26 protein-coding genes and 1 riboswitch are annotated in these 26,300 nt (G+C 70.4%); of the genes, 13 read left to right on the plus strand and 13 right to left on the minus strand.

What is annotated here, in order from left to right; translation table 11 throughout:
* The first annotated feature begins 87 nt into the window (after positions 1-87).
* Both IE185_RS21320 and IE185_RS21325 read left to right on the plus strand, forming a co-directional pair.
* A complete protein-coding gene (locus IE185_RS21320) occupies positions 88-1,767 on the plus strand; it encodes a hypothetical protein (RefSeq protein ID WP_138895620.1) in 1,680 nt (559 codons plus the stop codon).
* A complete protein-coding gene (locus IE185_RS21325) occupies positions 1,757-3,442 on the plus strand; it encodes an Ig-like domain-containing protein (RefSeq protein ID WP_138895619.1) in 1,686 nt (561 codons plus the stop codon). The genes IE185_RS21320 and IE185_RS21325 overlap by 11 nt, the downstream gene beginning before the upstream one ends.
* Before the next feature lie 84 nt (positions 3,443-3,526).
* Here IE185_RS21325 and IE185_RS21330 read toward each other — a convergent pair whose 3' ends face one another.
* Together IE185_RS21330 and IE185_RS21335 are read right to left on the minus strand one after the other, a co-directional pair.
* On the minus strand, positions 3,527-3,748 hold the full coding sequence (locus IE185_RS21330; RefSeq protein ID WP_138895618.1) for a hypothetical protein: 222 nt from the start codon (positions 3,746-3,748) through the stop codon (positions 3,527-3,529).
* Positions 3,745-3,960 (minus strand): hypothetical protein, encoded by a 216-nt coding sequence (locus IE185_RS21335; protein ID WP_138895617.1) that lies wholly within the window; start codon positions 3,958-3,960, stop codon positions 3,745-3,747. The genes IE185_RS21330 and IE185_RS21335 overlap by 4 nt, the downstream gene beginning before the upstream one ends.
* A gap of 115 nt (positions 3,961-4,075) precedes the next feature.
* On the opposite strand from IE185_RS21335, the gene IE185_RS21340 reads away from it, so the two are divergent.
* Positions 4,076-4,915 carry a helix-turn-helix domain-containing protein gene (locus IE185_RS21340; protein ID WP_138895616.1) on the plus strand — a complete coding sequence of 280 codons (840 nt, stop codon included), beginning with the start codon at positions 4,076-4,078 and terminating at the stop codon, positions 4,913-4,915.
* A complete protein-coding gene (locus IE185_RS21345; protein ID WP_138895615.1) occupies positions 4,899-5,159 on the plus strand; it encodes a DUF397 domain-containing protein in 261 nt (86 codons plus the stop codon). The genes IE185_RS21340 and IE185_RS21345 overlap by 17 nt, the downstream gene beginning before the upstream one ends.
* 72 nt (positions 5,160-5,231) lie before the next feature.
* On the opposite strand, the gene IE185_RS21350 is transcribed toward IE185_RS21345, so the two are convergent.
* The 5 genes from IE185_RS21350 to thrC form a co-directional block, all read right to left on the minus strand.
* Complete coding sequence (locus IE185_RS21350; RefSeq protein WP_138895614.1) at positions 5,232-6,404, minus strand: S8 family peptidase; 1,173 nt, start codon at positions 6,402-6,404, stop codon at positions 5,232-5,234.
* Between the two features lie 195 nt (positions 6,405-6,599).
* Complete coding sequence (groL, locus tag IE185_RS21355; protein WP_138895613.1) at positions 6,600-8,222, minus strand: chaperonin GroEL; 1,623 nt, start codon at positions 8,220-8,222, stop codon at positions 6,600-6,602.
* A 317-nt stretch (positions 8,223-8,539) separates the two neighbouring features.
* A complete protein-coding gene (locus IE185_RS21360) occupies positions 8,540-8,743 on the minus strand; it encodes a cold-shock protein (RefSeq protein WP_005315736.1) in 204 nt (67 codons plus the stop codon).
* A 410-nt stretch (positions 8,744-9,153) separates the two neighbouring features.
* Positions 9,154-9,429 carry a MoaD/ThiS family protein gene (locus IE185_RS21365; RefSeq protein WP_138895612.1) on the minus strand — a complete coding sequence of 92 codons (276 nt, stop codon included), beginning with the start codon at positions 9,427-9,429 and terminating at the stop codon, positions 9,154-9,156.
* Entirely contained in the window at positions 9,426-10,724 is a 1,299-nt protein-coding gene (gene thrC / locus IE185_RS21370) for a threonine synthase (protein ID WP_138895611.1), read from the minus strand. Before thrC ends, IE185_RS21365 begins: the two co-directional genes overlap by 4 nt.
* A gap of 17 nt (positions 10,725-10,741) precedes the next feature.
* A riboswitch (SAM riboswitch) is annotated at positions 10,742-10,869 on the minus strand.
* A gap of 176 nt (positions 10,870-11,045) precedes the next feature.
* On the opposite strand from thrC, the gene IE185_RS21375 reads away from it, so the two are divergent.
* Both IE185_RS21375 and IE185_RS21380 read left to right on the plus strand, forming a co-directional pair.
* Positions 11,046-11,996: a glucosyl-3-phosphoglycerate synthase gene (locus tag IE185_RS21375; protein WP_138895610.1), complete on the plus strand. Its 951-nt coding sequence runs from the start codon at positions 11,046-11,048 to the stop codon at positions 11,994-11,996.
* Positions 11,997-12,063: 67 nt separating this feature from the next.
* Positions 12,064-13,458 (plus strand): alpha,alpha-trehalose-phosphate synthase (UDP-forming), encoded by a 1,395-nt coding sequence (locus tag IE185_RS21380; RefSeq protein ID WP_138895609.1) that lies wholly within the window; start codon positions 12,064-12,066, stop codon positions 13,456-13,458.
* 59 nt (positions 13,459-13,517) lie between these two features.
* On the opposite strand, the gene otsB is transcribed toward IE185_RS21380, so the two are convergent.
* From otsB to IE185_RS21395, 3 genes are all read right to left on the minus strand, one after another.
* Positions 13,518-14,387 (minus strand): trehalose-phosphatase, encoded by an 870-nt coding sequence (gene otsB, locus IE185_RS21385; RefSeq protein WP_189715758.1) that lies wholly within the window; start codon positions 14,385-14,387, stop codon positions 13,518-13,520.
* 78 nt (positions 14,388-14,465) lie between these two features.
* Positions 14,466-14,729, minus strand: a complete 264-nt coding sequence (locus IE185_RS21390) for a DUF3263 domain-containing protein (RefSeq protein WP_138907166.1) — start codon at positions 14,727-14,729, stop codon at positions 14,466-14,468.
* A 30-nt stretch (positions 14,730-14,759) separates the two neighbouring features.
* Positions 14,760-15,974, minus strand: coding sequence for an ABC transporter substrate-binding protein (locus tag IE185_RS21395; protein ID WP_138896244.1), 1,215 nt, complete (start codon positions 15,972-15,974; stop codon positions 14,760-14,762).
* 249 nt (positions 15,975-16,223) lie between these two features.
* Here IE185_RS21395 and IE185_RS21400 point away from each other — a divergent pair, with 249 nt between their 5' ends.
* The 5 genes from IE185_RS21400 to IE185_RS21420 all read left to right on the plus strand — a co-directional run bounded on the left by IE185_RS21400 (position 16,224) and on the right by IE185_RS21420 (position 20,811).
* Positions 16,224-17,195, plus strand: coding sequence for an ROK family protein (locus IE185_RS21400; RefSeq protein ID WP_138896243.1), 972 nt, complete (start codon positions 16,224-16,226; stop codon positions 17,193-17,195).
* Positions 17,195-18,340 (plus strand): N-acetylglucosamine-6-phosphate deacetylase, encoded by a 1,146-nt coding sequence (nagA, locus tag IE185_RS21405; protein ID WP_138896242.1) that lies wholly within the window; start codon positions 17,195-17,197, stop codon positions 18,338-18,340. Before IE185_RS21400 ends, nagA begins: the two co-directional genes overlap by 1 nt.
* Before the next feature lie 169 nt (positions 18,341-18,509).
* A complete protein-coding gene (locus IE185_RS21410) occupies positions 18,510-19,436 on the plus strand; it encodes a 1-phosphofructokinase family hexose kinase (RefSeq protein WP_138896241.1) in 927 nt (308 codons plus the stop codon).
* 34 nt (positions 19,437-19,470) lie between these two features.
* Entirely contained in the window at positions 19,471-20,319 is an 849-nt protein-coding gene (locus tag IE185_RS21415; protein WP_138896240.1) for a class II fructose-bisphosphate aldolase, read from the plus strand.
* Between the two features lie 81 nt (positions 20,320-20,400).
* Entirely contained in the window at positions 20,401-20,811 is a 411-nt protein-coding gene (locus IE185_RS21420; protein ID WP_138896239.1) for a hypothetical protein, read from the plus strand.
* A 64-nt stretch (positions 20,812-20,875) separates the two neighbouring features.
* Here the strand turns inward: IE185_RS21420 and IE185_RS21425 are convergent, their stop codons facing one another.
* Positions 20,876-21,880 (minus strand): CBM35 domain-containing protein, encoded by a 1,005-nt coding sequence (locus IE185_RS21425; protein ID WP_138896238.1) that lies wholly within the window; start codon positions 21,878-21,880, stop codon positions 20,876-20,878.
* 110 nt (positions 21,881-21,990) lie between these two features.
* Positions 21,991-23,658: a diguanylate cyclase CdgB gene (cdgB, locus tag IE185_RS21430; protein WP_138896237.1), complete on the minus strand. Its 1,668-nt coding sequence runs from the start codon at positions 23,656-23,658 to the stop codon at positions 21,991-21,993.
* 395 nt (positions 23,659-24,053) lie between these two features.
* Between cdgB and IE185_RS21435 the strand changes: the two genes are divergently transcribed.
* A complete protein-coding gene (locus IE185_RS21435; RefSeq protein ID WP_138896236.1) occupies positions 24,054-24,554 on the plus strand; it encodes a flavin reductase family protein in 501 nt (166 codons plus the stop codon).
* Positions 24,555-24,595: 41 nt separating this feature from the next.
* Here the strand turns inward: IE185_RS21435 and arfB are convergent, their stop codons facing one another.
* Positions 24,596-25,021, minus strand: a complete 426-nt coding sequence (gene arfB / locus IE185_RS21440; RefSeq protein WP_138896235.1) for an alternative ribosome rescue aminoacyl-tRNA hydrolase ArfB — start codon at positions 25,019-25,021, stop codon at positions 24,596-24,598.
* A gap of 156 nt (positions 25,022-25,177) precedes the next feature.
* On the opposite strand from arfB, the gene IE185_RS21445 reads away from it, so the two are divergent.
* Positions 25,178-25,753 carry a TerD family protein gene (locus IE185_RS21445; RefSeq protein ID WP_138896234.1) on the plus strand — a complete coding sequence of 192 codons (576 nt, stop codon included), beginning with the start codon at positions 25,178-25,180 and terminating at the stop codon, positions 25,751-25,753.
* Positions 25,754-26,300: the final 547 nt, after the last annotated feature.

Raw genomic sequence — 26,300 nt, forward strand, 5'->3', positions numbered from 1 at the left:
TCACTCGATCGTCTTCGCGGCCGTCGCCACTTCTTCCGGCTTCCGACGCCGCCATGTGACCTGTGGGGGGTCCCGTACATGCGCCCAGTGCGCCCTCTTTCGCATGCCGCCGTACGCGCGGCAGCGGTCTTCACCCTCGCGGCGGGCCTGACCGTTCCCGCCCTGGTGACGGCTCCAGCCGCCCATGCCGCACCCGCTGCGGACGTCGCCGGCGTCACCACCTTCGACGACGGACGGCTCAACGTCGCCCTGGCCGCCCAGGCGTTGTGGGTCAAGGTCGACATCCTGGCGTCGGAGCAGCCCGGCGCCGAGGTGCTCGCCTCGACCGACGACCTCACCTGGGAATCGACCGGCTCCACCTACGGCTGGGCCACCACCGACGCGCCCGCCCTGCCCGAGGGAACCGCCCTCGGCGACTACCCGGTGGCCGTCACCTACCGACTGCCCGGCGGCAAGGTCCAGCGCTGGCAGGCCCCGGACGGTACGTACAGCTACAAGCTCCGCACCGGAGTCGAGAAGGCCGCCTTCGACCGCGCGTCGCTCGACTACGACCACCGCACCGCCGTGCTCAGCGGCACGGCCACCACCTACGACCCGCGCACCGGTGAGCGCACCCCGGCCCGCGCCGGCACCAGGGTGGCGATCCAGTACGCGCTGAACGGCAACGGCGTCTACAAGACGGTCACGTCGATCGTCATGACCGACGCCGCCGGCGCGTTCTCGCTGACCGCCACCCCGGTCGCACCCATGACCGGCGTCGAAGCGACCGTCGTGCAGCCGGCCGCCGACACCGACCCGGACAACGCCCTCGACATCGACGCGCTCCCGATCGAGCGGACCAAGTACCGCATCACCGCCAAGCTCGGCAGCAAGCGCGTCCAGTCCGGCGACTCCGTCCGGGTCACCGGGCGCGCCGAGCGGCTGACCGCCGACGGCTGGAAGCCCTTCGCGGGCGAGACCGTGGTGTCCGCCTCCCAGGCCCCGGACCACTACACGCCCACCGTCCCCGGCCTCATGGGCAGCGCGAAGACCGCCGCCGACGGCACCTTCGGCTACGGAGCGAAGGCGACCCGCACGACCGAGGTGCACACCTTCCTGAAGCCGAGCGCCTTCCTCCAGGAGGCCCCGTCGGCCCTCGGCTCGGTCGCCGTGCCCCAGAAGTTCAAGTTCACCGGCGTCAAGATCTCCATCGACGCGTACGGCGCCCTCAAGGCCACCGGCAAGTTCGCCGCGGCGTACTGCGAGAACGAGAAGGTCGTCCTCCAGTCCTCCGCGAACGGCCGCGACGGCTGGGCCGAACTCAAGAAGGGCACGACCCAGTACGACGGCAACGGCAGCGGCTGCTCCTTCACGCTGGAGACCGGCGGCTTCGTCAACGCGCACTACCGCGTCGCGCACGCCGAGACCGACCGCTTCGTCGGCGGCACCTCCACGCCCGTGCGGGTCTGCCGTACCGCCACCAAGTTCGCGTCGTTCAAGATCAGCAACACCCGCCCGGCCAAGAACGCCTCCTTCACCGCCTCCGGCACGCTCCAGCGGTACACCGACGGCAAGTGGCGGGGATACGGCGGAGCCAAGGTCACCCTGGTCTTCAAGCCCAAGAGCGAGAACCAGTGGTACTGGGTCTCCAAGGGCAAGACCACCAGCGGCGGCAAGTACAGCCTCAAGGGCGCCGGTTACGCGGACGGCGACTGGGTCGTCGTCCTCGAACCCGACGCCAAGCACTTCTACACCGAGTCCAAGAAGGTGTACGTCAATGTCCGCTGAGCGCACAGCCACCCGCGGCCTCACGCTGCTCACCACCACCGCGCTGCTCGCCCTGGGCACGGTCACCCTCGGCCCGGGCACCGCCCACGCCGCCGACGCCGCACCGGTCGGCATCGGCCGCGCCGTCACCGACAGCGACCGGCGCGGCCTGTTCTCGGTCAGCGCCTGGACCGACGCCACCGGGGCCGACATCGTCTCCGTCTCCGCGCGCATCCGCAGCGGCGCCGACGTCGTCACCGAGGTCCCCGCCCTGACCGAACAGTCCTGGGACAAGGGCCGCTTCCGGGTCCCCGAGAGCGCGATGCTCAAGCTGACCGAGGACCGGGGCGCCATTCCCGCCCTCGGCCGGTACGCGATCGACGTGACCGCGAAGGACAGCAAGGGCAACACCACCACCCGGCAGGACGCGGGCGTACTCGACTTCACTCTCACCCCGAGGTTCGGCGAGCTGAAGCAGGAGAACAACCCGAACCGCGAGAACCCCCGGCTGCGGCTGCGGACGACCCTCATGGGCGAGCAGCCCGGCAGCGGCGATCTGGTGCCCCTCGACAACGCCACGGTCACCTTCTTCCGTACGTACACCGGGGACAAGCCGGAGCCCGCCGCCTCGGTGACCGCCGTGACGGACGCCTCGGGCGCGGTCACCAGCCCCGAGATCGAAATCCGGGGCTGGGCGAACCTCAGGGCCGCGCACACCGCGAACACCGCCACGGCCCACGGCTCCGCGGCGGTCCACGCGGGTCTGAGCATCACGCCGTACACCGTGAAGGTGACCGCCAGGGCCGACCGGGCGCGCCTGCTGCCCGGAGACGCGGCCACCGTCACCGGCCGCGTGACGCACGGCGCCGCGAACACCCCGGTCGAGGGCACCGACATCTCCGTCGGCTTCCGGTACGGCGGCGGCAGCGGCCCCACCGCCCCCAAGACGGTCAGGACCGACGCCGACGGCCGCTTCACCGCCACGCTCACCGGCGCCACCGGCCTCAGCCTCAGCGGCTGGAGCGCACAGCCCGCCGAGTTCTACGTCAGCGGGGAGGCGACCGGGGCGCTCGCCGTACCGGTCGAGTCCGCGCTGCGCGGTGTCCGTTCCACCCTCGCGGCCGACCACAAGGTGACCGTCACCGGATCGGTCGCGGCCGTCTACGACCGCGAGGCCCGCTTCGCCGAGGAGCCCGTACAACTGCAGCACTCCAAGGACGGCCGGACCGGCTGGACGAAGGTCGCCTCGGCGAAGACGGCGTACTACAGCGGGGAGTTCTCCCTGTCGGCCAAGGGCAGCGACGGCGGCTACTACCGCGTGCACCACCCGGTCACCGACGCGTACGCCGAGAGCTTCGGCCCGGCCCACCACCTCACCCGCACCGCGACCCGGGTCACCTCGGTCAACGCCGGTCCGGAGCCGGTGACGAAGGGCAAGACGGTCACGGTGACGGGCGTGCTCCAGGAGAAGTCCGGGAGCGGGTGGAAGGCGTACCGGGGGAAGGCCGTCGACCTGTACTTCCAGGCCAAGGGCTCCACGAAGTGGTCGTACGTCACGTGGGGCAGGCCGGCGTCGAACGGCAAGATCACCCTGAAGACCAAGGCCGTCAAGGACGGCACCTGGACCTTCCGTCACGTCGGCGACAGCAAGCACTTCAACAGCACGTCGGGCACCGACTACGTCGACGTGCGCTGACCCGTCCACCGCATCGCGCACCGCACCGCACCGCGTCGAGGGCGGCACCCCGGACCAGGGGGTGCCGCTCTTGTGCGTCGCGTCTCACGGCAGTCGCCCCTCCGCGTTGATCTCTCTCACCCGCGCTCTCAGCACCTCCCCGAGCGCGACCGGCCGCACGTCGTCCGGCGGACAGTCCCACTCCTTGCCGCCGCCGGGCGGTCGTAGCTGTACGTAAGTGCCCACCCGGCCCATGACCCGGCCCACGCGCCCGTCCCGGACGTCCACGGCGTATGCCCCCGGCTCCGGCGGCTCCTCCCGGCTCACGGCTTCAACGCCTGGAGGAGGGCGGCCAGCCGCATCGCGGTGTCCAGGTTGCAACGCCCCAGGTCAACCAGCGGATACGGGGCCTCGCTCGCCAGCGACACCACGTCCACCCGCAGCGACGGCAGCGTCACGTCGACCACTCCGAGGCCCTTGCGCAACTGGGCCACCACTTCTTCCGCAGCCCGCAGCCGCTCCGGCGATCGCACCACCATGTCCAGGCACCTCCACACGCTGAGTGTTCACTTCCCTCACACAGAGTGTCCGATCGCGCACTAATCTGGGGGCGAAGACGGCCCAACAACCCCATATGTACGACAGGGAGTTGCCATGCCCGGTCCAAAGGATCTCGATCCCTCGTCCTCTCCCCGCGCGCTGCTGGGCGCGGAACTGCGCCACGCGCGCGAGAAGGTGGGTCTCACCCAGGAGGAACTCGGCCAGCCGCTCTTCGTGAGCGGCTCGTTCATCGGCCAGCTGGAGGCGGGTACGCGGCGGATGATGCCGGAGTACGCCGTGAAGATAGACGAGATCCTGGAGACGGGCGGATTCTTCGCGCGGAACTGCCAGGCGTCGACGAAGTCGAAGTACCCGGACCACTTCGCGGAAGCGGCCGAGGCCGAAGCGATCGCGACGGCCATCAAGGAGTACGCGCCGCTGTTGATCCCGGGCCTGCTGCAGACGGAACCGTACGCGCGGTCGATCTTCCGCGCGTACCAGCCGACCGCGACGGATGAGGTGATCGACGGGCTGGTGGCGGCGAGGCTGGAGCGGGCGCACCTGCTGGACGACCCAACAAAGCCGTTGTTGTGGGTGGTTCTGGACGAGGCGGTACTGCGCCGGACGGTGGGTGAGCGGGTGGAGATGGCGGGGGCGCTGCACCATGTGGCGGCGATGGTCCGCTGCCACAGAGTCATCGTTCAGGTGCTGCCGTTCGGGGCGGGCGCTCACGCAGCCATGAACGGCGCCCTCAAACTGATGGCCTTCGAGGACGCACCCGCGCTCGCCTACCTGGAAGTCCTGGGGGCTGGGCGATTGGAGGACGATCCAGCCACGGTCGCACGCTACGAACTGTCCTACGATCTGGTCAGGGCCATGGCACTGTCACCCAAGGAATCCCTGGCCTTGATCGAATCAGTGGCGGAGGATTACGCGTATGAAGAGCAGCCCTGAGTACGACCTGAGCGCGGCAACCTGGCACAAGTCCAGCTACAGCGACGGCAGCGGCGGCAACTGCCTGGAGGTCGCCACCTGGCGCAAGTCCACGCACAGCGGCGGCGAGGGCGGCAACTGCCTCGAAGTCTCCGACGACCACCCCGGCATCGTCCCCGTCCGTGACTCCAAGAACCCCACCGGCCCGGTCCTGGTCTTCCCGACCGCCGCATGGGCCGTATTCGTCACGGATCTCCAGCGGTAGCGGCACGCACACGAGAACGTCTGCCCCTCCACCCCCGGACCGGGGTGAAGGGGCAGAGCGCCGTCCGGGGGGTCAGAGACCGCCCGTGAACAGGAGCTTGTTGGGCGTGCCCGGGGTGACGCCCGACAGCGTGTTCTTGGTGGACGTGGTGTCGAGCCAGGCCGCGAGCTCCTCCGACGTGGCCGCGGGGTTGGTGGTGTTGTAGAGCAGGGCGGTGCCGGCCACGTGGGGAGCGGCCATGGACGTGCCGTTCAGGGCGACGCTGCCGCCGCCGAACCGCGCCGAGACGATGGCCGTCCCCGGGGCGTACAGCTCGACGCAGGAGCCGTGGTTGGAGAAGGGCGCCTCCACGTCCGACTGGTCCGAAGCGGCGACCGTGACCACGCGCTCCGCCGACGCCGGGGAGACGTCGCACGCGTCCTTCGAGTCGTTGCCCGCCGCCATGACGGGGAGTACGCCACTGGCCGCGAGCGTGTTGGCGGCGGCGTTCACCATGGGCGACTTGGGGCCGCCGAGGGATCCGTTGAGCACGGCCGGCTTCGCGGGGTCGCGCGCGGCGTGCGAGGCGGCCCATTCGAGCCCGGCCACCATCGTGGCGTTGCTGCCCGTGCCCTCGCAGTTGAGGACCCGGACGCTGTAGAGCTCGGCCTGGCGTGCCACGCCGTACGTCCGGCCGCCGACGGTGCCCGCCACGTGGGTGCCGTGGCCCTGGCAGTCCCTGCCGAAGAGCCCTTCCTCCGGGAACGCGTCGAACCCGAACCTGGCCCGCCCCACGAACTCGCTGTGGGCGTAGTCGACACCGGTGTCGAGGATGTACGCGACGCCTCCGGCACCGGTCGCGGTGACGTTGAACCGGCCGTCGAGCGGCAGGTCTTCCTGGTCGATGCGATCCAGGCCCCAGGACGCGGCCGGCCCGGACACCGTGACCTTGGCGTCCTGCTCCACCGCCGCGACGTTCGGGTCCGCGCGGACCTTGGCGAGCTGGGCCTCGCTGAGCTTGGCGACGAAGCCGTTCATCACTTTCTTGAAGCTGTAGAGCGGGGTGACGCCGACCTGGCTCGCCGCACTGGCGACGTCCGCCGCCGGTTTCACGGACACGAGGTACTGGCCGGGTACGGGTTGATCCGAGAGGTGCAGGGGGGCGATGTCGGAACGCTCCGCCGGGGCGGACGGCGCTGCCGAGGCGGACAAGGGGCCTACGGTCGCCAGGACGGCCGTGACGGCGGCCGCGAGGGCGATCCTCATGGGATGTGGCATGGTCCTGATGGCACCACGCAGAAACGATCAAGCGCAATCACTCGGTGTGGTGGTTTGAGCACCTTGAGCAATTGCACCGAAGTGGGCGAACGCGAACGCCCGAGGGCGGCACCCCCGCAGTGGGAGTGCCGCCCTCGGTCCGTACGTCAGTACGGCGATGGAACCGCTGATCCTGTTGACGGATCAGAAGTCCATGTCACCGCCCGGCATGCCGCCACCGGCAGGCGCGGACGCCTTCTCCGGCTTGTCGGCGATGACGGCCTCGGTGGTGAGGAACAGCGCGGCGATGGACGCGGCGTTCTGCAGAGCGGAGCGCGTGACCTTCGCCGGGTCGATGATGCCTTCGGCGATCATGTCGACGTACTCGCCGGTCGCGGCGTTCAGACCGTGGCCGAGCGGCAGGTTGCGCACCTTCTCGACGATGACGCCACCCTCGAGACCACCGTTGACGGCGATCTGCTTGAGCGGGGCCTCCAGCGCGAGCTTCACGGCGTTGGCGCCGGTCGCCTCGTCGCCCTGGAGCTCGAGCTTCTCGAAGACGGCCGTGGCCTGCAGCAGCGCCACGCCACCACCGGCGACGATGCCCTCTTCGACGGCCGCCTTCGCGTTGCGAACGGCGTCCTCGATGCGGTGCTTGCGCTCCTTGAGCTCGACCTCCGTGGCGGCACCGGCCTTGATGACGGCCACGCCGCCGGCCAGCTTCGCCAGACGCTCCTGGAGCTTCTCGCGGTCGTAGTCCGAGTCGGAGTTCTCGATCTCGGCACGGATCTGGTTGACGCGACCCTGGACCTGGTCGCTCTCACCGGCGCCGTCGACGATCGTGGTCTCGTCCTTGGTGATGACGACCTTGCGGGCGCGGCCGAGCAGGTCGAGACCGGCGTTCTCCAGCTTGAGGCCGACCTCCTCGGAGATGACGGTGCCACCGGTGAGGATGGCGATGTCGCCGAGCATGGCCTTGCGGCGGTCACCGAAGCCCGGAGCCTTGACGGCGACGGACTTGAAGGTGCCACGGATCTTGTTGACGACGAGCGTGGACAGCGCCTCGCCCTCGACGTCCTCCGCGATGATCAGCAGCGGCTTGCCCGACTGCATGACCTTCTCCAGCAGCGGAAGGAGGTCCTTCACGTTGGAGATCTTGGAGTTGACGATCAGGATGTACGGGTCGTCGAGCGACGACTCCATGCGCTCCATGTCGGTGGCGAAGTACGCCGAGATGTAGCCCTTGTCGAAGCGCATGCCCTCGGTGAGCTCAAGCTCCAGACCGAAGGTCTGCGACTCCTCGACGGTGATGACGCCTTCCTTGCCGACCTTGTCCATCGCCTCGGCGATGAGCTCGCCGATCTGGGTGTCGGCGGCGGAGATGGAGGCCGTCGAAGCGATCTGCTCCTTGGTCTCCACGTCCTTGGCCTGCTCGAGGAGAGCGGCGGAGACGGCCTCGACGGCCTTCTCGATGCCGCGCTTGAGGGCCATCGGGTTGGCGCCGGCGGCGACGTTGCGCAGGCCCTCGCGGACCAGAGCCTGGGCGAGGACAGTCGCGGTCGTCGTGCCGTCACCGGCTACGTCGTCGGTCTTCTTCGCGACTTCCTTGACCAGCTCGGCGCCGATCTTCTCGTACGGGTCCTCGAGCTCGATCTCCTTGGCGATGGAAACACCATCGTTGGTGATCGTGGGGGCGCCCCACTTCTTCTCGAGGACGACGTTACGGCCCTTCGGGCCGAGGGTGACCTTGACGGCGTCGGCGAGCTGGTTCATCCCGCGCTCGAGACCGCGCCGTGCCTCCTCGTCGAACGCGATGATCTTGGCCATGTGAAGTGGTCCTCCCGGACTGGGGTGGATTCTCCGGACCGAGTGGCGCCCGCGACGGACGGCCTGCCTGCCTGGTGGTTTTCCTTGTCCCACCCGGCCTGCGGGCCTCACCGGCCCGGTCCTTCTGTCACTCTCACTGGGAGAGTGCTAACAGTGCTACCGCCAATGATTAGCACTCGACCCCTTCGAGTGCAAGCGTCCCCCTCGGATGTGGACACAAGACCGCTGCCCGCCCGGGGCACGCACGAAGGGCCTGTACCCGGTGCGGGGTACAGACCCTTCATGCGTGAGTGCGTCGGTGGCCGGTCGCGCCGAGATCAGACGGCGAGCTTGACCATGTCCGCCTGCGGACCCTTCTGGCCCTGCGAGATCTCGAATTCGACTCGCTGACCTTCTTCAAGGGTGCGGTACCCGTCCATCTGGATCGCGCTGTAGTGGACGAAAACATCCGCACCACCGTCGACCGCGATGAAGCCGTACCCCTTCTCCGCGTTGAACCACTTGACGGTGCCCTGAGCCATGCCTAACTCCCCTATTACTGGCCCTTGCACAGAACCGCACTTCGCAGGTCCTGGGTCAGACTCCTCCGCCCTCCGACAGGAGAGGGCGTGCGCCGGAACGCGTCGACCGCCGCTGAATGTATCTGCCCAACTGCCCTCTGCAACAGGTCAATCCGACGAGAAATCTGGGCGTGGAGGAAGGCGCGAAAGCGAATAACTCTCAGCTTTCCCGGGCAAGTCGGTCCGGACAAGCCACACATGGGCGGGCAATTCGGTCCGGTACTTTGACTGCTTCTCGTCGCGCGGCGCCGCATTCTCATATGCGCGCGGCACAGGCAGTGGAGGGGGCTTCCCCAACTGTACCGCGCTCAACCATGCAGAATTGCCCCCTCCGCTTCTATGGCGGAGGGGGCAATCGGCGTGACGCGCGGTCAGCCTCCGGCGACGGCCGGGATGATGGAGACGCCGGCGCCGTCCGGCGTGGCGGTCTCCAGGCCCTGCTCGAAGCGCACGTCGTCGTCGTTCACGTAGACGTTGACGAAGCGGCGCAGCTTGCCCTGGTCGTCCAGGACACGGGCCGCGATGCCCGCGTGGTTCTTCTCCAGATCGGCGATGACCTCGGCGAGGGTCGCGCCCTCGGCCGCGACCTCGGCCTTGCCCTCCGTGTACGTACGGAGAATCGTCGGGATGCGGACGTTGACGCTCATGCGAGGCCAGCCTCTCGGAAAGACTCCAGGTTGGGGCGGATGACGGCGGACTGGCCCGTGGTCGGGGCGACCGCCTCAAGGGTCTTCAGACCGTCGCCCGTGTTGAGCACGACGGTGGTCAGGGAGGGGTCGAGCAGCCCGGCCTCGATGAGCTTCCTCGTCACGCCGACGGTCACACCGCCCGCGGTCTCCGCGAAGATGCCCTCCGTCTCGGCCAGCAGCTTGATCGACTCCACGACCTGCACGTCGTCGACGTCCTCGACCGCGCCACCGGTGCGGCGGGCGATGTCCAGGACGTACGGGCCGTCGGCCGGGTTGCCGATCGCGAGCGACTTGGCGATCGTGTTCGGCTTCTGCGGCCGTACGACGTCGTGCCCGGCCTTGAAGGCCGCCGACACCGGCGAGCAGCCCTCGGCCTGGGCGCCGAAGATCTTGTACGGCTTGTCCTCGACGAGGCCCAGGGCGATGAGCTCCTTCAGACCCTTGTCGATCTTCGTGAGCTGCGAGCCCGAGGCGATCGGGATGACGAGCTGGTCCGGGATCTCCCAGCCGAGCTGCTCGCAGATCTCGTACGCCAGGGTCTTGGAGCCCTCGCCGTAGTACGGGCGCAGGTTGACGTTGACGAAGCCCCAGCCCTCGCCCAGCGGGTCGCCGATGAGCTCCGAGCAGAAGCGGTTGACGTCGTCGTAGTTGCCCTCGATGCCGACCAGGTCGCCACCGTAGACGGAGGCCATGACGACCTTGCCCTGCTCCAGGTCGTGCGGGATGAACACGCACGAGCGGAAACCGGCGCGCGCGGCGGCGGCGCCGACCGCGCCCGCCAGGTTGCCGGTGGAGGAGCAGGAGAGCGTCGTGAAGCCGAACGCGCGGGCGGCCTCGACGGCGATCGCGACGACACGGTCCTTGAAGGAGTGCGTCGGGTTGCCGGAGTCGTCCTTGACGTACAGAGCACCGGTGACGCCCAGCTCGCGGGCCAGGTTGTCGGCCTTGACGAGCTTGGTGAAGCCCGGGTTCAGGCTCGGCTTGGAGGCCACGTCGGCGGGCACGGGCAGCAGCGGCGCGTAGCGCCAGATGTTGTCCGGTCCGGCCTCGATCTGCTTGCGCAGGCGCTCGGCGTCGCCGAGGGGCAGCTCGTAGGCCACCTCAAGAGGGCCGAAACAGGAAGAACACGCGAAGATCGGGCCGAGTTCGAATCGTTCTCCGCACTCGCGACAGGACAGCGCGGTGGCGGGACCCAGGTCTACGGGCAGAGAATTAGTGGTGCTTGCATCGGCTTCAGCAGACTGCACAGCCATGGTGGCGAGGCCCTTTCTCCTCATCTTCCCCACGGCGCGTTTCGCCGTGAGACGGAATTGGCACCGTCCCCACCGTTACCTCGCGGTCGGCGGAATGGTTGCCGGGACTTCAACGGGCCGTTCCCTCTGTCCCTCTGGATGAGCGCTGTGGCACCGGATCTGGACCCGGCGCGTTTGTCCCGCGGGCCCCCCGAGATGCGAGGGTCCTCCGCGTTGTTCAAGACTGTAACCGAACCCCCGGACGGTTGAGACAGTCGTCCGCACCGCGAGATGGATCACAGACGGGTCGTGCCACGGCTCGCCGGACGAGGGAGAAAGCTCGTGCTGGAAGAGGTGGAACGCTGGCTGGACCTGCGGTCCTGGTCCACGGCCGACCGGCCGCTGGACCGGCTGGTCGCGGCCAAGGCGCGGCGTGGCCTCACCGTCAGCGTGGTGCTGCCCGCCCTCGACGAGGAGGAGACGGTCGGCGACATCGTCGCGGCGATACGCCACGAGCTGATGGAGGCCGTGCCCCTGGTGGACGAGCTGGTCGTCCTCGACTCCGGCTCGAAGGACCGCACGGCGCAGGTCGCGACGGCCGCGGGGGCGCGGGTCGTGCACCGGGACGCCGTACTGACCCGGATACCGGCCCTGCCCGGCAAGGGCGAGGTGCTGTGGCGGTCACTGTTCGTCACGGACGGTGACATCGTGTGCTTCATCGACTCGGACCTGAAGGACTTCTCCGCCTCCTTCGTCTCGGGCATCGTCGGACCGCTCCTGACCGAGCCCGACGTGCACTTCGTGAAGGCGATGTACGACCGGCCGCTGGGCGAGGCCACAGGTCAGGGCGGGCGGGTGACGGAACTGGTGGCGCGCCCGATCCTCAACCTGCACTGGCCACAGCTGGCCGGCTTCGTCCAGCCGCTGGGCGGCGAGTACGCCGTACGCCGCTCGCTGCTCGAACGCCTGCCCTTCCCGGTCGGTTACGGAGTGGAACTGGGGCTGCTCGTCGACTCCCTCCACACGGTCGGCCTCGACGCGCTGGCCCAGGTCGACGTCGGCGTACGCAAACACCGCCACCAGGACGGGCAGGCCCTGGGGCGGATGGCCGCCACCATCTACCGGACGGCCCACCTGCGCCTTTCGCGCGGCAACCTGGTGCGGCCGGCGCTGACGCAGTTCGAGCGGAGCTCGGACGGGCTCGGCTTCGTACCGCGGACGCACGCGGTCGACACGGAGGAGCGGCCGCCGATGTGCGAGATCGACGAGTACGCGACACGGCGGGTGGCGTGAGCGCCGCTGTGGCCGGTGTGAGCCGTACGCACGTTTGAGGGCTTCCCGGACGGGCTAGGTTCGCCACATGGTCTCCGAGCGCGCTGCACAGGTTCTCGTCGCTTCCAATCGCGGCCCGGTTTCGTACACGCTCCAGGAGGACGGCACGCTGGCCGCCAAGCGCGGCGGCGGCGGGCTCGTCTCGGGCCTCTCGGCGATCGGGTCGGACGCCGACTCGCTGTGGGTGTGCGCGGCGCTCGGCGACGGCGACCGGGAGGCGGTGCGGCGCGGGACGGGCACCGCGGGCGTACGGATGCTCGACATCGACGCCGGGGTGCACGCCGACGCGTACAACGGCATCGCGAACTCCGTGCTGTGGTTCGTCCACCACATGCTGTACCAGACGCCGCTGGAGCCGGCCTTCGACGCGGAGTTCCGGCGGCAGTGGGCGGCGTACGAGACGTACAACCGCGCCTTCGCCGACGCGCTGGCCGCCGAGGCGGCGCCGGGCGCGGCGGTGCTGGTGCAGGACTACCACCTGTGCCTGGTGCCGGGCATGCTGCGCGAGCTGCGCCCCGACCTGCGGATCGGCCACTTCACGCACACGCCGTGGGCGCCGGTCGACTACTTCCGCCTGCTGCCGGACGACATCGCGCGACAGCTCCTGCGGGGGCTGCTCGGCGCGGACCGGGTGGCGTTCCTGACCCGCCGCTGGGCGGACGCGTTCGCCGCGTGCGCGGTGGACGTGCTGGGCGCGGACGCGCTGGACGGTACGGCGGTGGGGGTGCACGGCCTGGGCGCGGACGCGGACTTCCTGCGGGAGCGGGCGCACCAGGAGGACGTGAACGAGTGGATGGTCCGGCTGCGGGAGCGGGTCGGTGACGGGCGCAGGACCGTGGTGCGGGTGGACCGTACGGAACTGTCCAAGAACATCGTCCGCGGCCTGCTCGCGTACCGGCAGCTGCTGGCGGACCGGCCCGAGTGGCGCGGGCAGGTCGTGCACATCGCCTTCGCCTACCCCTCGCGGCAGGACCTGGAGGTGTACCGCGCGTACACGGCCGCGGTGCGGCGGCTCGCCGACGAGATCAACGCGGAGTACGGGACGGACGACTGGCTGCCGGTGCTGATGGAGCTCGACGACGACTTCGGGCGCTCGCTCGCGGCGTACCGGATGGCCGACGTGGCGCTGGTCAACCCGATCCGGGACGGCATGAACCTGGTGGCCAAGGAAGTGCCGGTCGTCTCGGACGCGGGGTGCGCGCTGGTGCTGTCGCGGGAGGCGGGGGCGTACGAGGAGCTCGGCGCCGACGCGCTCGTCGTGAACCCGTACGACGTGACGGCGACGGCGGCGGCGCTGCACGAGGCGCTGACGATGGACCCCGCCGAACGCTCACAGCGCACGAAGCGCCTGGCCGCGGCGTCCACGGCGCTGCCTCCGACGGCGTGGTTCCTGGACCAGCTCGCGGCGCTGAGGCAGGCGTAGGCGCGGGGGCCGCTTCATCCGGTGAGCGACCCCCTCCCAGCCGTCCGGCGCCCCCGCCGTCAGCCGCCGGCCGGGGGCGACGCCAGTGCCGACAGGAGCGCGACGACTCCCGCCGGGCCGTCCACCACCAGGTCCGCGCGGTCCGCCAGCGCCGGGACCTCGTTCCCGCTGCACACCAGCAGGCCCGGGATCCCCTCGGTACGCAGCTTCTCGACCGCCGAGAAGGCGGCGACGTCCCCCAGGTCGTCCCCCGCGTACAGGACCGAGCCCGCCCCCACCTCCCGTACGTACTCCGCGAGCGCCACACCCTTGTCGACGCCGGGCGGGCGCAACTCCAGTACCAGACGGCCGGGTTCCACGATCAGGCCGTGGCGGGCCGCCAGTTCCCCGAGCGGCAGGCGAAGCGACTCGAACGCCCGCACCGGGTCCTCCGCGCGGCGCGTGTGCACGGCGACGGCCTGCCCCTTCTCCTCGATCCACGAGCCGCGCCACGCGCCGATGCCGTCGAGGAATCCGGGGAGTTCGGCGCGTGCGGCCTGCACGCCGGGGTGCGCGGCGGGCGCGCGGACCGTCCCGCTGACGGCGTCCCAGCGCTCGGCGCCGTAATGGCCGAGTACGACGAGGTGTTCGAGCCCCGGGACTCCGGCGAAGCCGCCGTAGCGGACCGCCACACCGGCCGGCCGGCCGGTGATGACGGCGACGGAGGCCACCCGGGGAGCGAGGGCGGCGAGCGCCTCCACCGCGCCGGGATGGGCGCGGGACTGCTCCGGGTCGGGGACGATGTCGGCCAGCGTGCCGTCGAAGTCGAGGGCGATCAGTGCCCGGTCCGGCGCGGCCAGCAGCGCGGCGAGGCCCTCACGGCCGGCGGGGGTCGCGGGCGTGAACGCGGTCGGCAGGGGGTGCGGTTGCGGTTGCGGTTGGCTGCCCATGCCCCCTGACCCTACCTGCGGCGGCTCCGCTCGGCACCGGGCCCCGCGACCACCGGCCGCGCGCCCGCCGGCCACCGCTCAGCGGCGCTCGCGGCGGGCGTCGCGGACCCGGCGCAGGCGGTTGACCGTGACGGGGTCGTGGGCCAGGGCGCGGGGATCGTCGAGCAGGGCGTTGAGGAGCTGGTAGTAGCGGGTGGGCGAGATGCCGAGCTGTTCGCGTACCGCCCGCTCCTTGGCCCCGGGCCCCGGCCACGACCGCCGCTCCACGGCGAGCACGGCACGATCCCGCTCGCCGAGCCCGCCGGCGGGGGTGTCGGTGGGCTCGTCCGGGGCGTAAGACATATCAGCAGTCTAGAGCGGCGCCGGAACGCCCTACTCGGCGTTCTCCAGCGCCGACGCCTCGCGGCCGATCGCCGTCAGCGTCCCGGTCGGGTCGCCGTCGGGGCCGACGGCCGTGCCGATCTGCTTCTTGACGCTCTCGCTGACCTTCGCCCATGACGTCTTGCCGACCGGGTAGAGGGTCGACTCGGGCAGCGCGTCCAGGAACGGCCACAGGTTCTTGTGCGCGGGGTCCGCGCTCATCGCCTCGGAGGCGGAGACGGTGACGGGCAGCAGGTCGTACTCGTCGGCGAACTTCAGCACGTTCTCGTCGCTGTACGCGAAGTCGAGGAACTTGCCGATCTGACCGGCGTGGCCGTTCTGCTTGAAGCCCATCATCCAGTCGGCGACGCCCATGCTCGACCGCGCCTTGCCCTTGGGTCCGGGCAGCGGCACCATCCCGACCTCCACGCCCTTCTTCCCGGCCTGCTGGAGGAGCGAGGGGTGGCCGTTGAGCATGCCGACCTCGCCGTTGGCGAACGCGGTGAAGGCGGGCTTGCGGTCGAGCTTCGCGGGGGCGACGGGGCCGGTCAGCCCCTCCCCCACGAGGGTGTCCTTCAGCCAGCTGAAGGCCTCGACGTTCTGCTCGGAGTCGATCGTGTACGTACCGACCGAGTCGGTGTAGCCGCCGCCGTTGCTGAGCATCCACATCATGGTCTCGGCCTGCGCCTCCTCGTTGCCGAGGGGCAGCGCGAACGGGTACTTCACGCCGCGCTCCTTGAGCGCCTTGGCGGCGTTCTCGATCCCGTCCCACGTCTTGGGGGGTTCGAGGCCGGCCTGGGTGAAGAGCTTCTCGTTGTAGAAGAGCAGGCGGGTGCTGGCGACGAACGGTATGCCGTACTGGACCCGGCCGACCTCGCCCGCCTCGGCCAGCGGGGCGAGCATGTTGGCCTGGACGGGGATGGAGAGCATCTCGTCGACCGAGTACAGCTTGCCGTCGGCCGCGTAGTCGGCGTACGCACCGATCTGGGCGATGTCGGGGGCCTGGCCGGCCTCGACCATCTCGGCGACCTCGCGGTCGACGTCCTTCCAGTCGTGGATGGTGACGTCGACCTTGATGCCCTTGTTCTCGGCCTCGAAAGCCTCGGCGACACCGTCCCAGTGCCGCTGGGTGCTGTCGCCGCCCTCGGGGTCGTAGTCCGCCGCGACGAACTTGAGTGTGACGTCACCGCCGTCCGAGCTCGAGCAACCCGCCAGGGCCACTGTCATGCCCAGTGCTACCACTGTCGCGGTCAAACCCAAGAAACGCCGGTGCACAGCTCTTTCCCACCCGATTCGTTGTCCTACATACGTATGAGCTGTGATTTTCCCCCAGGCCGCGGTGAGCGGTCTACACCAGTGCGGTCTCACTTGTGCAACGCCGTTCAACGCCCGCGCGACGGCGGGGTGACGACACGGACGCGACAGGACCCGCGAGTGGACTAGACCTTTCCAGGGTCGACGCGCGAGACTGTTCCCGTGAAACACGTCATCGCCCTCGATGTGGGCGGCACCGGGATGAAGGCCGCGCTGGTCGGCGCGGACGGCGCACTGCTGCACGAGGCCCGCCGGGCCACCGGCAGGGAGCGGGGGCCCGAGGCCGTCGTCGAGACGATCACCGGCTTCGCCGCCGAGCTGCGGGCGTACGGCGAGGAGCGGTACGGCGAGAGCGCCTCGGCCGCCGGTGTGGCCGTGCCCGGCATCGTCGACGCCGAGAACGGCATCGCGGTGTACGCCGCCAACCTCGGCTGGCGCGACGTACCCCTGCGTGCCCTGCTCGGCGAGCGGCTGCACGGCGTGCCGGTCGCCCTCGGCCACGACGTACGCACCGGCGGCCTCGCCGAGGGCCGGATCGGGGCGGGCAGGGGCGCGGACCGGTTCCTGTTCGTACCGCTCGGCACCGGGATCGCCGGCGCCATCGGCATCAACGGCGTCATCGAGTCCGGCGCCCACGGCTACGCCGGCGAGATCGGCCACATCGTCGTACGCCCCGGCGGCATCCCGTGCGGCTGCGGCCAGCGCGGCTGCCTGGAGCGCCTGGCCTCCGCCTCCGCCGTGTCCGCCGCCTGGGCCGCCGCCTGCGGCGACCCGGACGCCGACGCCGCCGCCTGCGCGAAGGCCGTCGAGTCGGGCGACCCCCGGGCCCGCGCGGTGTGGCTGGACGCCATCGGCGCGCTCGCCGACGGGCTCGTCACCGCGCTCACCCTCCTGGACCCCCGCACGCTGATCATCGGTGGCGGACTGGCCGAGGCCGGGGAAACCTTGTTCACACCCCTGCGGGCGGCCGTCGCGGAGCGCGTCACGTTCCAGAAGCTGCCCCTCATCGTTCCGGCGGCCCTCGGGGACACCGCCGGATGCCTGGGCGCGGGGCTCCTCGCCTGGGACCTTCTCGCCACCAACGCCGCGGACCCCCCGCACGCCACAGAAGAAGCCACGGAGGTACCCGCCTGATGGCCGGACGCGCTGCAAGCAAGGTTCTCTCCGGCGCCCGGGTGGTGCTGCCGACCGGGACCGTGGACAACGGCCGGGTCATCGTCGAGGGCGGCCGCATCGCCGGCGCCGCCCCGGCGGACGCCCCGTCCGTGGACCTGTCCGGCCACTGGATCGTGCCCGGCTTCGTCGACATGCACGTGCACGGCGGCGGCGGCGCCTCCTTCACCTCCGGCACCGCCGAGGACGTGCTCCGGGGCGTACGGACGCACCGCGAGCACGGCACGACCACCATCGCCGCCTCCACCGTCACCGGCGAGATGGACGTGCTCGCCCGGCAGGCCGCGCTGCTCTCCGAACTGGTCCAGCAGGGCGACCTGGCCGGCATCCACTTCGAGGGCCCCTTCATCTCGCCGTGCCGCAAGGGCGCGCACAGCGAGGACCTGCTGCGCGACCCCGACCCGGCGGAGGTCCGCAAGCTGATCGACGCCGCGCACGGCACGGCGAGGATGGTCACGCTGGCGACCGAGCTGCCCGGCGGCATCGACTCGGTGCGGCTGCTCGCCGAGCACGGCGTGATCGCCGCGATCGGCCACACGGACGCGACGTACGAGCAGACGGTCGAGGCCATCGACGCGGGCGCGACCGTCGCCACGCACCTCTACAACGCGATGCCCGCCCTCGGCCACCGCACGCCCGGCCCGATCGCCGCGCTCCTGGAGGACGAGCGGATCACCGTCGAGCTGATCAACGACGGCACCCACCTGCACCCGGCCGCGCTGGAGCTGGCGTACCACCGGGCGGGCGCGGACCGGGTCGCCTTCATCACGGACGCGATGGACGCGGCGGGCTTCGGCGACGGCATGTACGACCTCGGACCGCTCGCCGTCGAGGTCAGGGACGGCGTCGCGCGCCTCGTCGACGGCGGCTCCATCGCGGGCTCCACACTCACGCTCGACACGGCCTTCAAGCGCGCGGTGACGATCGACCGCCTCCCGGTCGAGGACGTCGTACGGTCCGTCTCCGCCAACCCCGCCCGCCTCCTCGGCGTCGACGACCGAGTCGGCTCGCTGGAGCCGGGCAAGGACGCGGACCTGGTGGTACTGGACGCGGACTTCACCCTCAAGGGCGTGATGCGCAAGGGGGCCTGGGTGATTGAACCCTAAGTAGCCCCAAGTGGGGTGATTTCACCATCAGTTGATATCAAAGCGACACGGAGCGGTTGGCCCGGAGCCCTGGGCCAACCGCTTTCTTTTTGGCATGATCGCCCCGACAGACGACAGACGGCAGACGGTAGGCGCTTTCCCAAGGCGCCTTTCCCCGGGGGTGGCACAGGTGATCCTGACGGTCACGCTGAACACCGCACTCGACATCACCTACCGCGTCCCGGCCCTCGCCCCGCACGCCTCCCACCGGGTGACCGACGTCGCCGAACGCCCCGGCGGCAAGGGCCTGAACGTCGCCCGCGTGCTGGCGGCCCTCGGTCACGAAACCGTGGTGACAGGCTTCGCCGGCGGCCCCTGCGGCGCGGTCCTGCGCGACCTGCTCGCCCCCCTGCCCCCCGTCGACGCGCTCGTCCCCGTCGCCGGCCGCACCCGGCGCACCGTCGCCGTCGTCGACGCCGCCACCGGCGACACGACCCAGCTCAACGAACCCGGACCGGCGGTCACCCCCGAGGAGTGGGCCGCCTTCCTCACCACGTACGCCGAACTCCTCGGCGACGCCGACGCGGTGGCCCTCTGCGGCAGCCTGCCCCCCGGCATCCACGTCGGCGCGTACGCGGAACTGATCCGCCGCGCGCGCACCGCCGGCGTCCCCGTGCTGCTCGACACCAGCGGCGAACCCCTGCGCCGGGGCATCGCCGCCCGCCCGGATCTGGTCAAGCCCAACGCCGACGAACTCGCCCGGCTCACCGGCTCCCGCGACCCGCTGCGCGCCGCGTACGACGCCCGCCGCCGGGGCGCGCACACCGTGGTCGCCTCGCTCGGCCCGGACGGCATGCTCGCCGCCACCCCCGACGGCCTGTGGCGGGCCGCCCCGCCCGCCAAGGTGCGGGGCAACCCGACGGGCGCGGGCGACTCGGCCGTGGCCGGGCTGCTCTCCGGGCTGGTCGAGGGGCTCCCCTGGCCGCAGCGCCTGGCGCGGGCGGTGGCGCTGTCGGCGGCGACCGTACTGGCCCCGGCGGCGGGCGAGTTCGACGCGGCGACGTACGAAGACCTGCTGTCACGGGTCGAAGTCACCGCGCAGGCCACGGCGGCGTAACCGAGCACTCCCACCACCAGCACCAGGGGATCGCATGCCACTCGTCAGCACCGGCGAACTCGTCACCACCGCCCGGGAATCGGGCCACGGCCTGGCCGCCTTCAACGTCATCACGCTGGAGCACGCGGAGGCCATCGCGGCCGGCGCGGAACGGGCCGGAGCACCCGCCGTCCTCCAGATCTCCGAGAACGCGGTGAAATTCCACGGCGGCGATCTCACCGCCGTCGCGGCGGCGGCCACGGCCGTCGCCCGCGCCTCGTCCGCCCCGCTCTCGCTCCACCTCGACCACGTCGAGTCGGTGGAACTGCTGCGCGCGGCGCACCCGGCGGGCTTCAGCTCGGCGATGTTCGACGCCTCGAAGCTGTCGTACGGCGACAACGTGAAGGCCACCGCCGAAGCGGTCCGCTGGGGCCACGAGCGCGGCATCTGGATCGAGGCGGAGCTCGGCAAGGTCGGCGGCAAGGAGGGCGAGCCCCCGCTCGACGCCCACGCCCCCGGCGTACGGACCGACCCCGCCGAGGCGGCGGCCTACGTGGCGGACACCGGTGTGGACGCCCTCGCCGTGGCCGTCGGCTCCTCGCACGCGATGACGGACCGCACGGCGGCCCTGGACCACGGCCTGATCGCCACGCTGCGCGAGTCCGTACCGGTGCCGCTGGTGCTGCACGGCTCGTCGGGCGTACCGGACGAGGAGATCCGGCGGGCCCTCACGGCCGGCATGGTCAAGATCAACGTCGGCACGGCCCTGAACACCGCCTTCACGGGCGCGGTGCGCGCGTACCTGACCGCGAACCCGCGAGCGGTCGACCCCAGGAAGTACATCGTCCCGGCTCGCGAGGCGATGACCGGGACGGTGGCGCACTTCCTGGGGCTGATGGGCTGAGGTGCATGTTGGCCGGGAGTCTGGAAAGTGGCTTACAAAAGATCAAACTAGCGTAGAATCATGCACATGACACATTCTCCAATGGCCCGCATAATCCGGATGGCCGGAATTAGCACAGCAAGCATTGCCCTTGTGCTGACGACATCGAACTCCGCCCAAGCCGACGTAGATGAGATGGCCGCGTGCAGCACGACCGGCGCGTGGGGGCAAGTGGTCGCTGACTGGTGGGGAGCTGACGACCGGATCGACTTCAAGATGACCTACGGCGATACGTTGGCCGATGGGCATCACATGCGAGTACGCCTCGTCACGACCGACGTCAACGGCACAAGAAAGAATTGGTCTTGGCATAGCGACACGGACGGCGCCAATAATGGCAACAAGACTTACTCGTCGTACGCAATCAACGACTCAGGAATCTTCGGCTGGGGAATCCAGGTCGGCCGCTTCGAAGGCAATTCGATGCTGAACTCGTGCACGGACTGGGTCTAACCGGCCCGAGGATGGGCTATACCGGCACCATGGGTCCGGTATAGCCCACTCTGCTCCTATAGAATCAGCGCCCCGCTTTCCGGATCTCGACCCAGTCGAGCAGCGCATCGCACTGGTTGCCCTCCTCGCAGGAGAGCTTGATCGTGTTCTGCCCCTGGGTCAGAGTCACCGGCGCCCAGGTGGTCTGCCAGTTCTTCGCGAAGTTCGGGTCGGACGAGTGGATGAAGTTCTTCAGTCCGACAGGCTGGCTGTTCGGCTTGCCGTTGACCGTCAGGGTGGCGTTCGCGTCCTTGGCCGGGATCGAGTACCGCATGTAGAAGCGGTAATCGCCGGGCTTGTCGATGTTCGCCTGCCAGGTGATGGACGAGCCGACCGCGTTGAAGCCGTTGATGTACAGGCCGTCTGGCCCCTCGGCTCCCTTGATCGTCTTGTCGGTGGTCGCCGTGCCGCCGAGCTGAAGCGTCGCGGCGTCCTGCTTGGGCAGCCTGACCTCAGGCTTCTCGGGCTTCTTGGTCGGGTCCTCGCTCGGCTTGCCCGTCTGGCCGACGCTGGAACCGCCGCCGCCCGTGTCACCGGCCTGGGCGCCCTTGTCGTCGTCGTTGTTGCTGGTCAGCAGGGCGATGCCGATGCCTATGACGACGACTGCCACCACGGCGACCGCGCCGATCAGCAGACCCTTGGTGTTGGGGCCGCCACCGCGTCCGCCGACGCCGCCGGAGTGCGAGTGCGCCACCGGGCGGGTGGGCGCGCCGCCGGGCTGCGTCTCGGGGGCCGCGTAGTGGGCGTTGGGCCGGTTGTGGTTCTGCTGGCCGTGCGCCTGCTGCTGGGGCACCTGCTGGCCGTACTGCTGCTGGTACTGGCCGTGCTGCTGCTGCCCGTACTGCCGCTCACCGACCGTACGCACCTGGTTGTACGACGTTCTGGGCACCCCGGGCTGCGAGGCCGGACCCGGGTAGCCGTAGCCGCCCGAGCGGGGCGGAACAGCGCCCGCCGCCTGCCCGTCCTCGTAGAGGTAGCCGAACGGATCGTCGTCCTCAGGCGTGCTCGTGCCGTTGTTCGCGGCAGTCATCCCTGGTCACTCCTCACCATGTTCGCCAGCCGTCGCCGACCCGGCGAGCCTACCCCGAACGGGCAACCCGAAGGTTTGGCGTGGACCACAGTGCGGTAGTGAGGGGTCTCTCAGCCCGCACGCCTGTGAACCTTGGCGCGGGAGCGCTTCTCCACGTACATCCGCTGGTCAGCGGACTGCAACACCTCGTCCGCCGACATCCCGCAGCTCGCCCAGCCGATGCCGAAGCTCGCGCCGACGCGGACCGCCCGGCCGTCGACCCGGATGGGCGGAATGATGGCGTTTCGCAAGCGTACGGCGAGGTCGGCGGCGTCCGCGCTGCCGAGACCGTCGGCGAGAACGACGAATTCGTCACCTCCGAGCCGGGCGACCGTGTCCCCGTCCCGCACGCACGTCGTCAGACGGCGGGCGACCTCGATCAGGACGGCGTCCCCGGTGTGGTGCCCGAAGCGGTCGTTGATCGACTTGAAGCCGTCCAGGTCGCAGAAGAGGACGGCGAGCCCCTTCGTGCCGTCGTCGACGCCCGCGCCCTGGCCCGCGCCCTCCGAGGTGGGCGCGACCATGTGGACGTGGTGGTCGAAGGAGCCCGCGTCGGTGTGCGGGTTGTAGTCGAAGTCGTGCTCGGGCACCGCCGCCGCGGACGGTTCGCCGTACGCCGCGTCCAGGGCCTCCACCGCCGTGGCGCGCACGGAGTGCGGCCGGCGGCACAGCCGGGCTGCGAGGCGCGAGCGCAGCTCGGCGCTGTTGGGCAGGCCGGTCAGCGAGTCGTGCGAGGCGCGGTGGGCCAGGTGCAGCTCGTGGCGCTTGCGCTCCTCGATGTCCTCGACGTGCGTGAGCAGGAAACGCGGCCCGTCGGTCGTGTCCGCGACGACGGAGTTGCGCAACGACACCCAGACGTACGTCCCGTCGCGGCGCGCCAGCCGCAGCTCGGCGCGGCCGCCCTCGGCCGACGTACGCAGCAGGGTGCCGATGTCCTCGGGGTGGACGAGGTCGGCGAAGGAGTAGCGGCGCATCGCGGAGGCGGGACGGCCCAGGAGCCGGCACAGCGCGTCGTTCGTCCGCAGCAGGCGGCCGTGCTGGTCGCCGCCCATCTCCGCGATGGCCATGCCGCTGGGGGCGTACTCGAAGGCCTGGCGGAAGGATTCCTCACTGGCGCGCAGGGCCTGCTGCTCACGCTCCAGGCGGACCAGGGCGCGCTGCATGTTTGCGCGAAGCCGGGCGTTACTGATCGCAATGGCGGCCTGGGACGCGTACATCTGGAGCGCCTCCTGGCCCCAGGCGCCGGGGTGCCGGCCGTTGCGGGGCCGGTCGACGGAAATGACGCCGAGGAGCTCCTGGCCGCCGCCGGACGCGTACATCGGGGCGTAGAGGCGGTCGTGCGGGTGCCACTCGTCGGCGAAGCGGGGCTGGGGGCCGTCGGTGTGCCACTGGGGCACGTCGTCGTCGAGGAGGACCCAGCCCTCGGTGTGCGGGATGAAGCGCAGGTCGCCCCAGGCCTCGCCCATGGAAAGACGGCGCTCCCAGGAGCCTCGGGAGCCGACGCGGCCGGTGATCAGGGCCTCGGCCGCCGGGTTGCCCGCGAAGGCCGCTATGACGAGGTCACCGTCGGGCTGGACGAGGTTCACGCAGGCCAGCTCGTATCCGAGACCGGCGACGACACCGTCGGCGACGGCCTGAAGGGTGTCGGCCAGGCTGGTGGCCCGGTTCAGGTCCGCGACCACCTGGTGCAGCTGCCGCAGCGTCGCCAGGCGGACGTAGGGCTCGGACTCGGCCTCCATGTGTTCGCTCTCCCCGAGACCTCGACAGCAACTCCAGGATTCTCAATCGCCGCACTTGTTGCAGTATCACGGCCACTGAATCACAGCGAGCTGCCCACCCGGTACACAGGGTCAGCAAATACTCGGCTCTGTGACTCAAGTCACGTCAGAGGGTGAACGGCCGGGTGGGATGAGTGGGAGCGCTCCATAGGTTTTTTGAACGCAAAAACGCAAATACGGAACGCCTGCGGACGGGCGTGGACCCTCACGGAGGGCCGTGGCGGTCCTAGGACCGGGAGCCGAGCGTACTCGTCCCCATGCCCGATGGTGGCGGCACAAGGGCCGGGCATAGCGTTCTCTGTGTGTTCCAGACGACTTCCCCCCGGCCCAGCGCATCGATCCCCCATCCTGAGGGGGTGAGCAGCGAAGAGTTCCGTGCCGCGATGTCCCGGTTCACGGCGGGCGTGACCCTCGTGACCGCGCACGACCCGGACAGCGGTGCGCGCGGCGAGGACGTCGGCATGACGGCGACGGCCTTCATGTCGGTGTCGCTGGACCCGCCGCTGGTGATGGTGAGCGTACGCAACGGCTCGCGCATGGACGACCTGCTGGCGGAGCAGCCGCTGTGGGCGGTCTCGCTCCTGTCGGAGAACCAGCGGCACATCGCGGGACGGTTCGCGATGAAGGGCCGGCTGAGCGACCGCCTGCTGTTCGAAGACCTGTCCCACACGCGCGGCACGACGTCCGGCGCCCCGCTGATCGACGGCGCGCTGGCGGCCGTGGAGTGCCGGACCGAGCAGCGGGTCGAGGCGGGGGACCACACGCTGGTGATCGGCCGGGTGCTCGAAGTCTCCCTGCCGGACGCGGACGGCGGCCCGCTGACGTACTTCAAGGGCCGCTACCGGCACTTGTCGTAGGACGCCGGGCGGCGGGCTGTTCGAAGGGGCTGGCGGCGGGGTCAGTCCCACCCACCCGAACGGCCGCGCTTCGTCTCACCGCGCGCCTTCTTGTTGCGCAACCGGCGCTCGTTGATGCCCCGGGGGATCTTCTTGGGCCGGCGCGGCTTGGGAGGCGGGGCGGTCGCCTCGGCGAGCAGGGCCGCCATGCGTACGAGCGCGGTCTCCCGGTTGCGCCACTGCGAGCGGTGCTCGGACGACCGTACGGAGATGACGCCGCCCACCAGCCGGGAGGAGAGCCGCTCCAGGGCGCGCTCCTTCCAGACGGGCGGGAGCGCTTCGGTCCCGGCGAGGTCGAAGCGGAGTTCCACCTGGGAGTCGGTGGTGTTGACGTGCTGGCCCCCCGGTCCGGAGGACCTGGAGAACCGCCACGTGAGCTCTGCCTCCGGCAGGGAGACAGCACCGCGAATGACATGAGGCCCGGACATGAGTCCAATGATCCCGTGTACGCGGCGGTCGCGTCACCCACTTTTCCCGCCGGCCTGGAACCTGACGGCGGCCTGTCGGCGTTAGAAGGGGTGACGGTAGCTTCGGACCCCACGGGTCCGACCGGCCCGCACGACTTCAAGGAAGAGGACATCCCGATGGCTGTAAGTCTGTCCAAGGGCGGCAACGTCTCGCTTACGAAGGAGGCCCCCGGCCTGACCGCAGTCACCGTGGGTCTCGGCTGGGACGTCCGTACGACCACCGGTACGGACTTCGACCTCGACGCGTCCGCGATCGCGGTCAACCCGACCGGCAAGGTCTACTCCGACGCGCACTTCGTCTTCTTCAACAACAAGTCGACGCCCGACCAGACCATCGTCCACACCGGTGACAACCGCAGTGGCGAGGGCGCGGGCGACGACGAGGCGATCAACGTCAACCTGGCGGCCCTGCCGGCTGACGTCGACAAGATCGTCTTCCCGGTCTCGATCTACGACGCGGTCGCCCGCAGCCAGAACTTCGGCCAGGTGCGCAACGCGTACATCCGCATCGTCAACCAGGCCGGCGGCACCGAGATCGCCCGCTACGACCTGAGCGAGGACGCCGCCACCGAGACCGCGATGGTCTTCGGCGAGCTCTACCGCAACGGCGCGGAGTGGAAGTTCCGCGCAGTGGGCCAGGGCTACGCCTCGGGCCTGACGGGCATCGCATCGGACTTCGGCGTCAACGTCTGACACCGAGCGACTGACACCGAGCGACTGATGGCTGCCGCTGCTGGCTGCTGGCTGCTGGCTGCTGGCTGCTGGCTGCTGGCTGCTGGCTGCTGGCTGCTGGCTGCTGGCTGCTGGCTGCCGCTAACGGCTGACGACTGACGGCTGACGACTGACGGCTGACGACTGACGGCTGACGACTGACGGCTGACGGCTGACGGCCGACGGACTACCGGTGGTCGGTGGGTTGGCTACTGGCGGCCGGTGGTTGACGGTTGGTGGTTGGTGATTGGTGGTAGAGAGCAGGGCCCCGGCTGAGGTCGGGGCCCTGCTGCGTTGCGCGGCGAGGCACCGCGAGATGTGTTGAGCGGTGGCGGCGCGGCGCGTAGGTGCGGGGGCGTTGGTGTGGCGGGGGCGGTGGTTGTTTCTGGTGTGGGGGCCGCCTTTTCCGGAGTGTGGCGTCGGAGGCCCGGCCCTCAAGGGCGCTCCTGCGTCGCGTCGCCTTCGGCGATCGCGCTTCGCTTTGACCCTTGACCGCCGAACCTCCGACGCATTGCTTCAGGGGGGCGGC

Source organism: Streptomyces chryseus (assembly GCF_014650755.1).
Classification (GTDB): Bacteria; Actinomycetota; Actinomycetes; order Streptomycetales; family Streptomycetaceae; genus Streptomyces; species Streptomyces chryseus.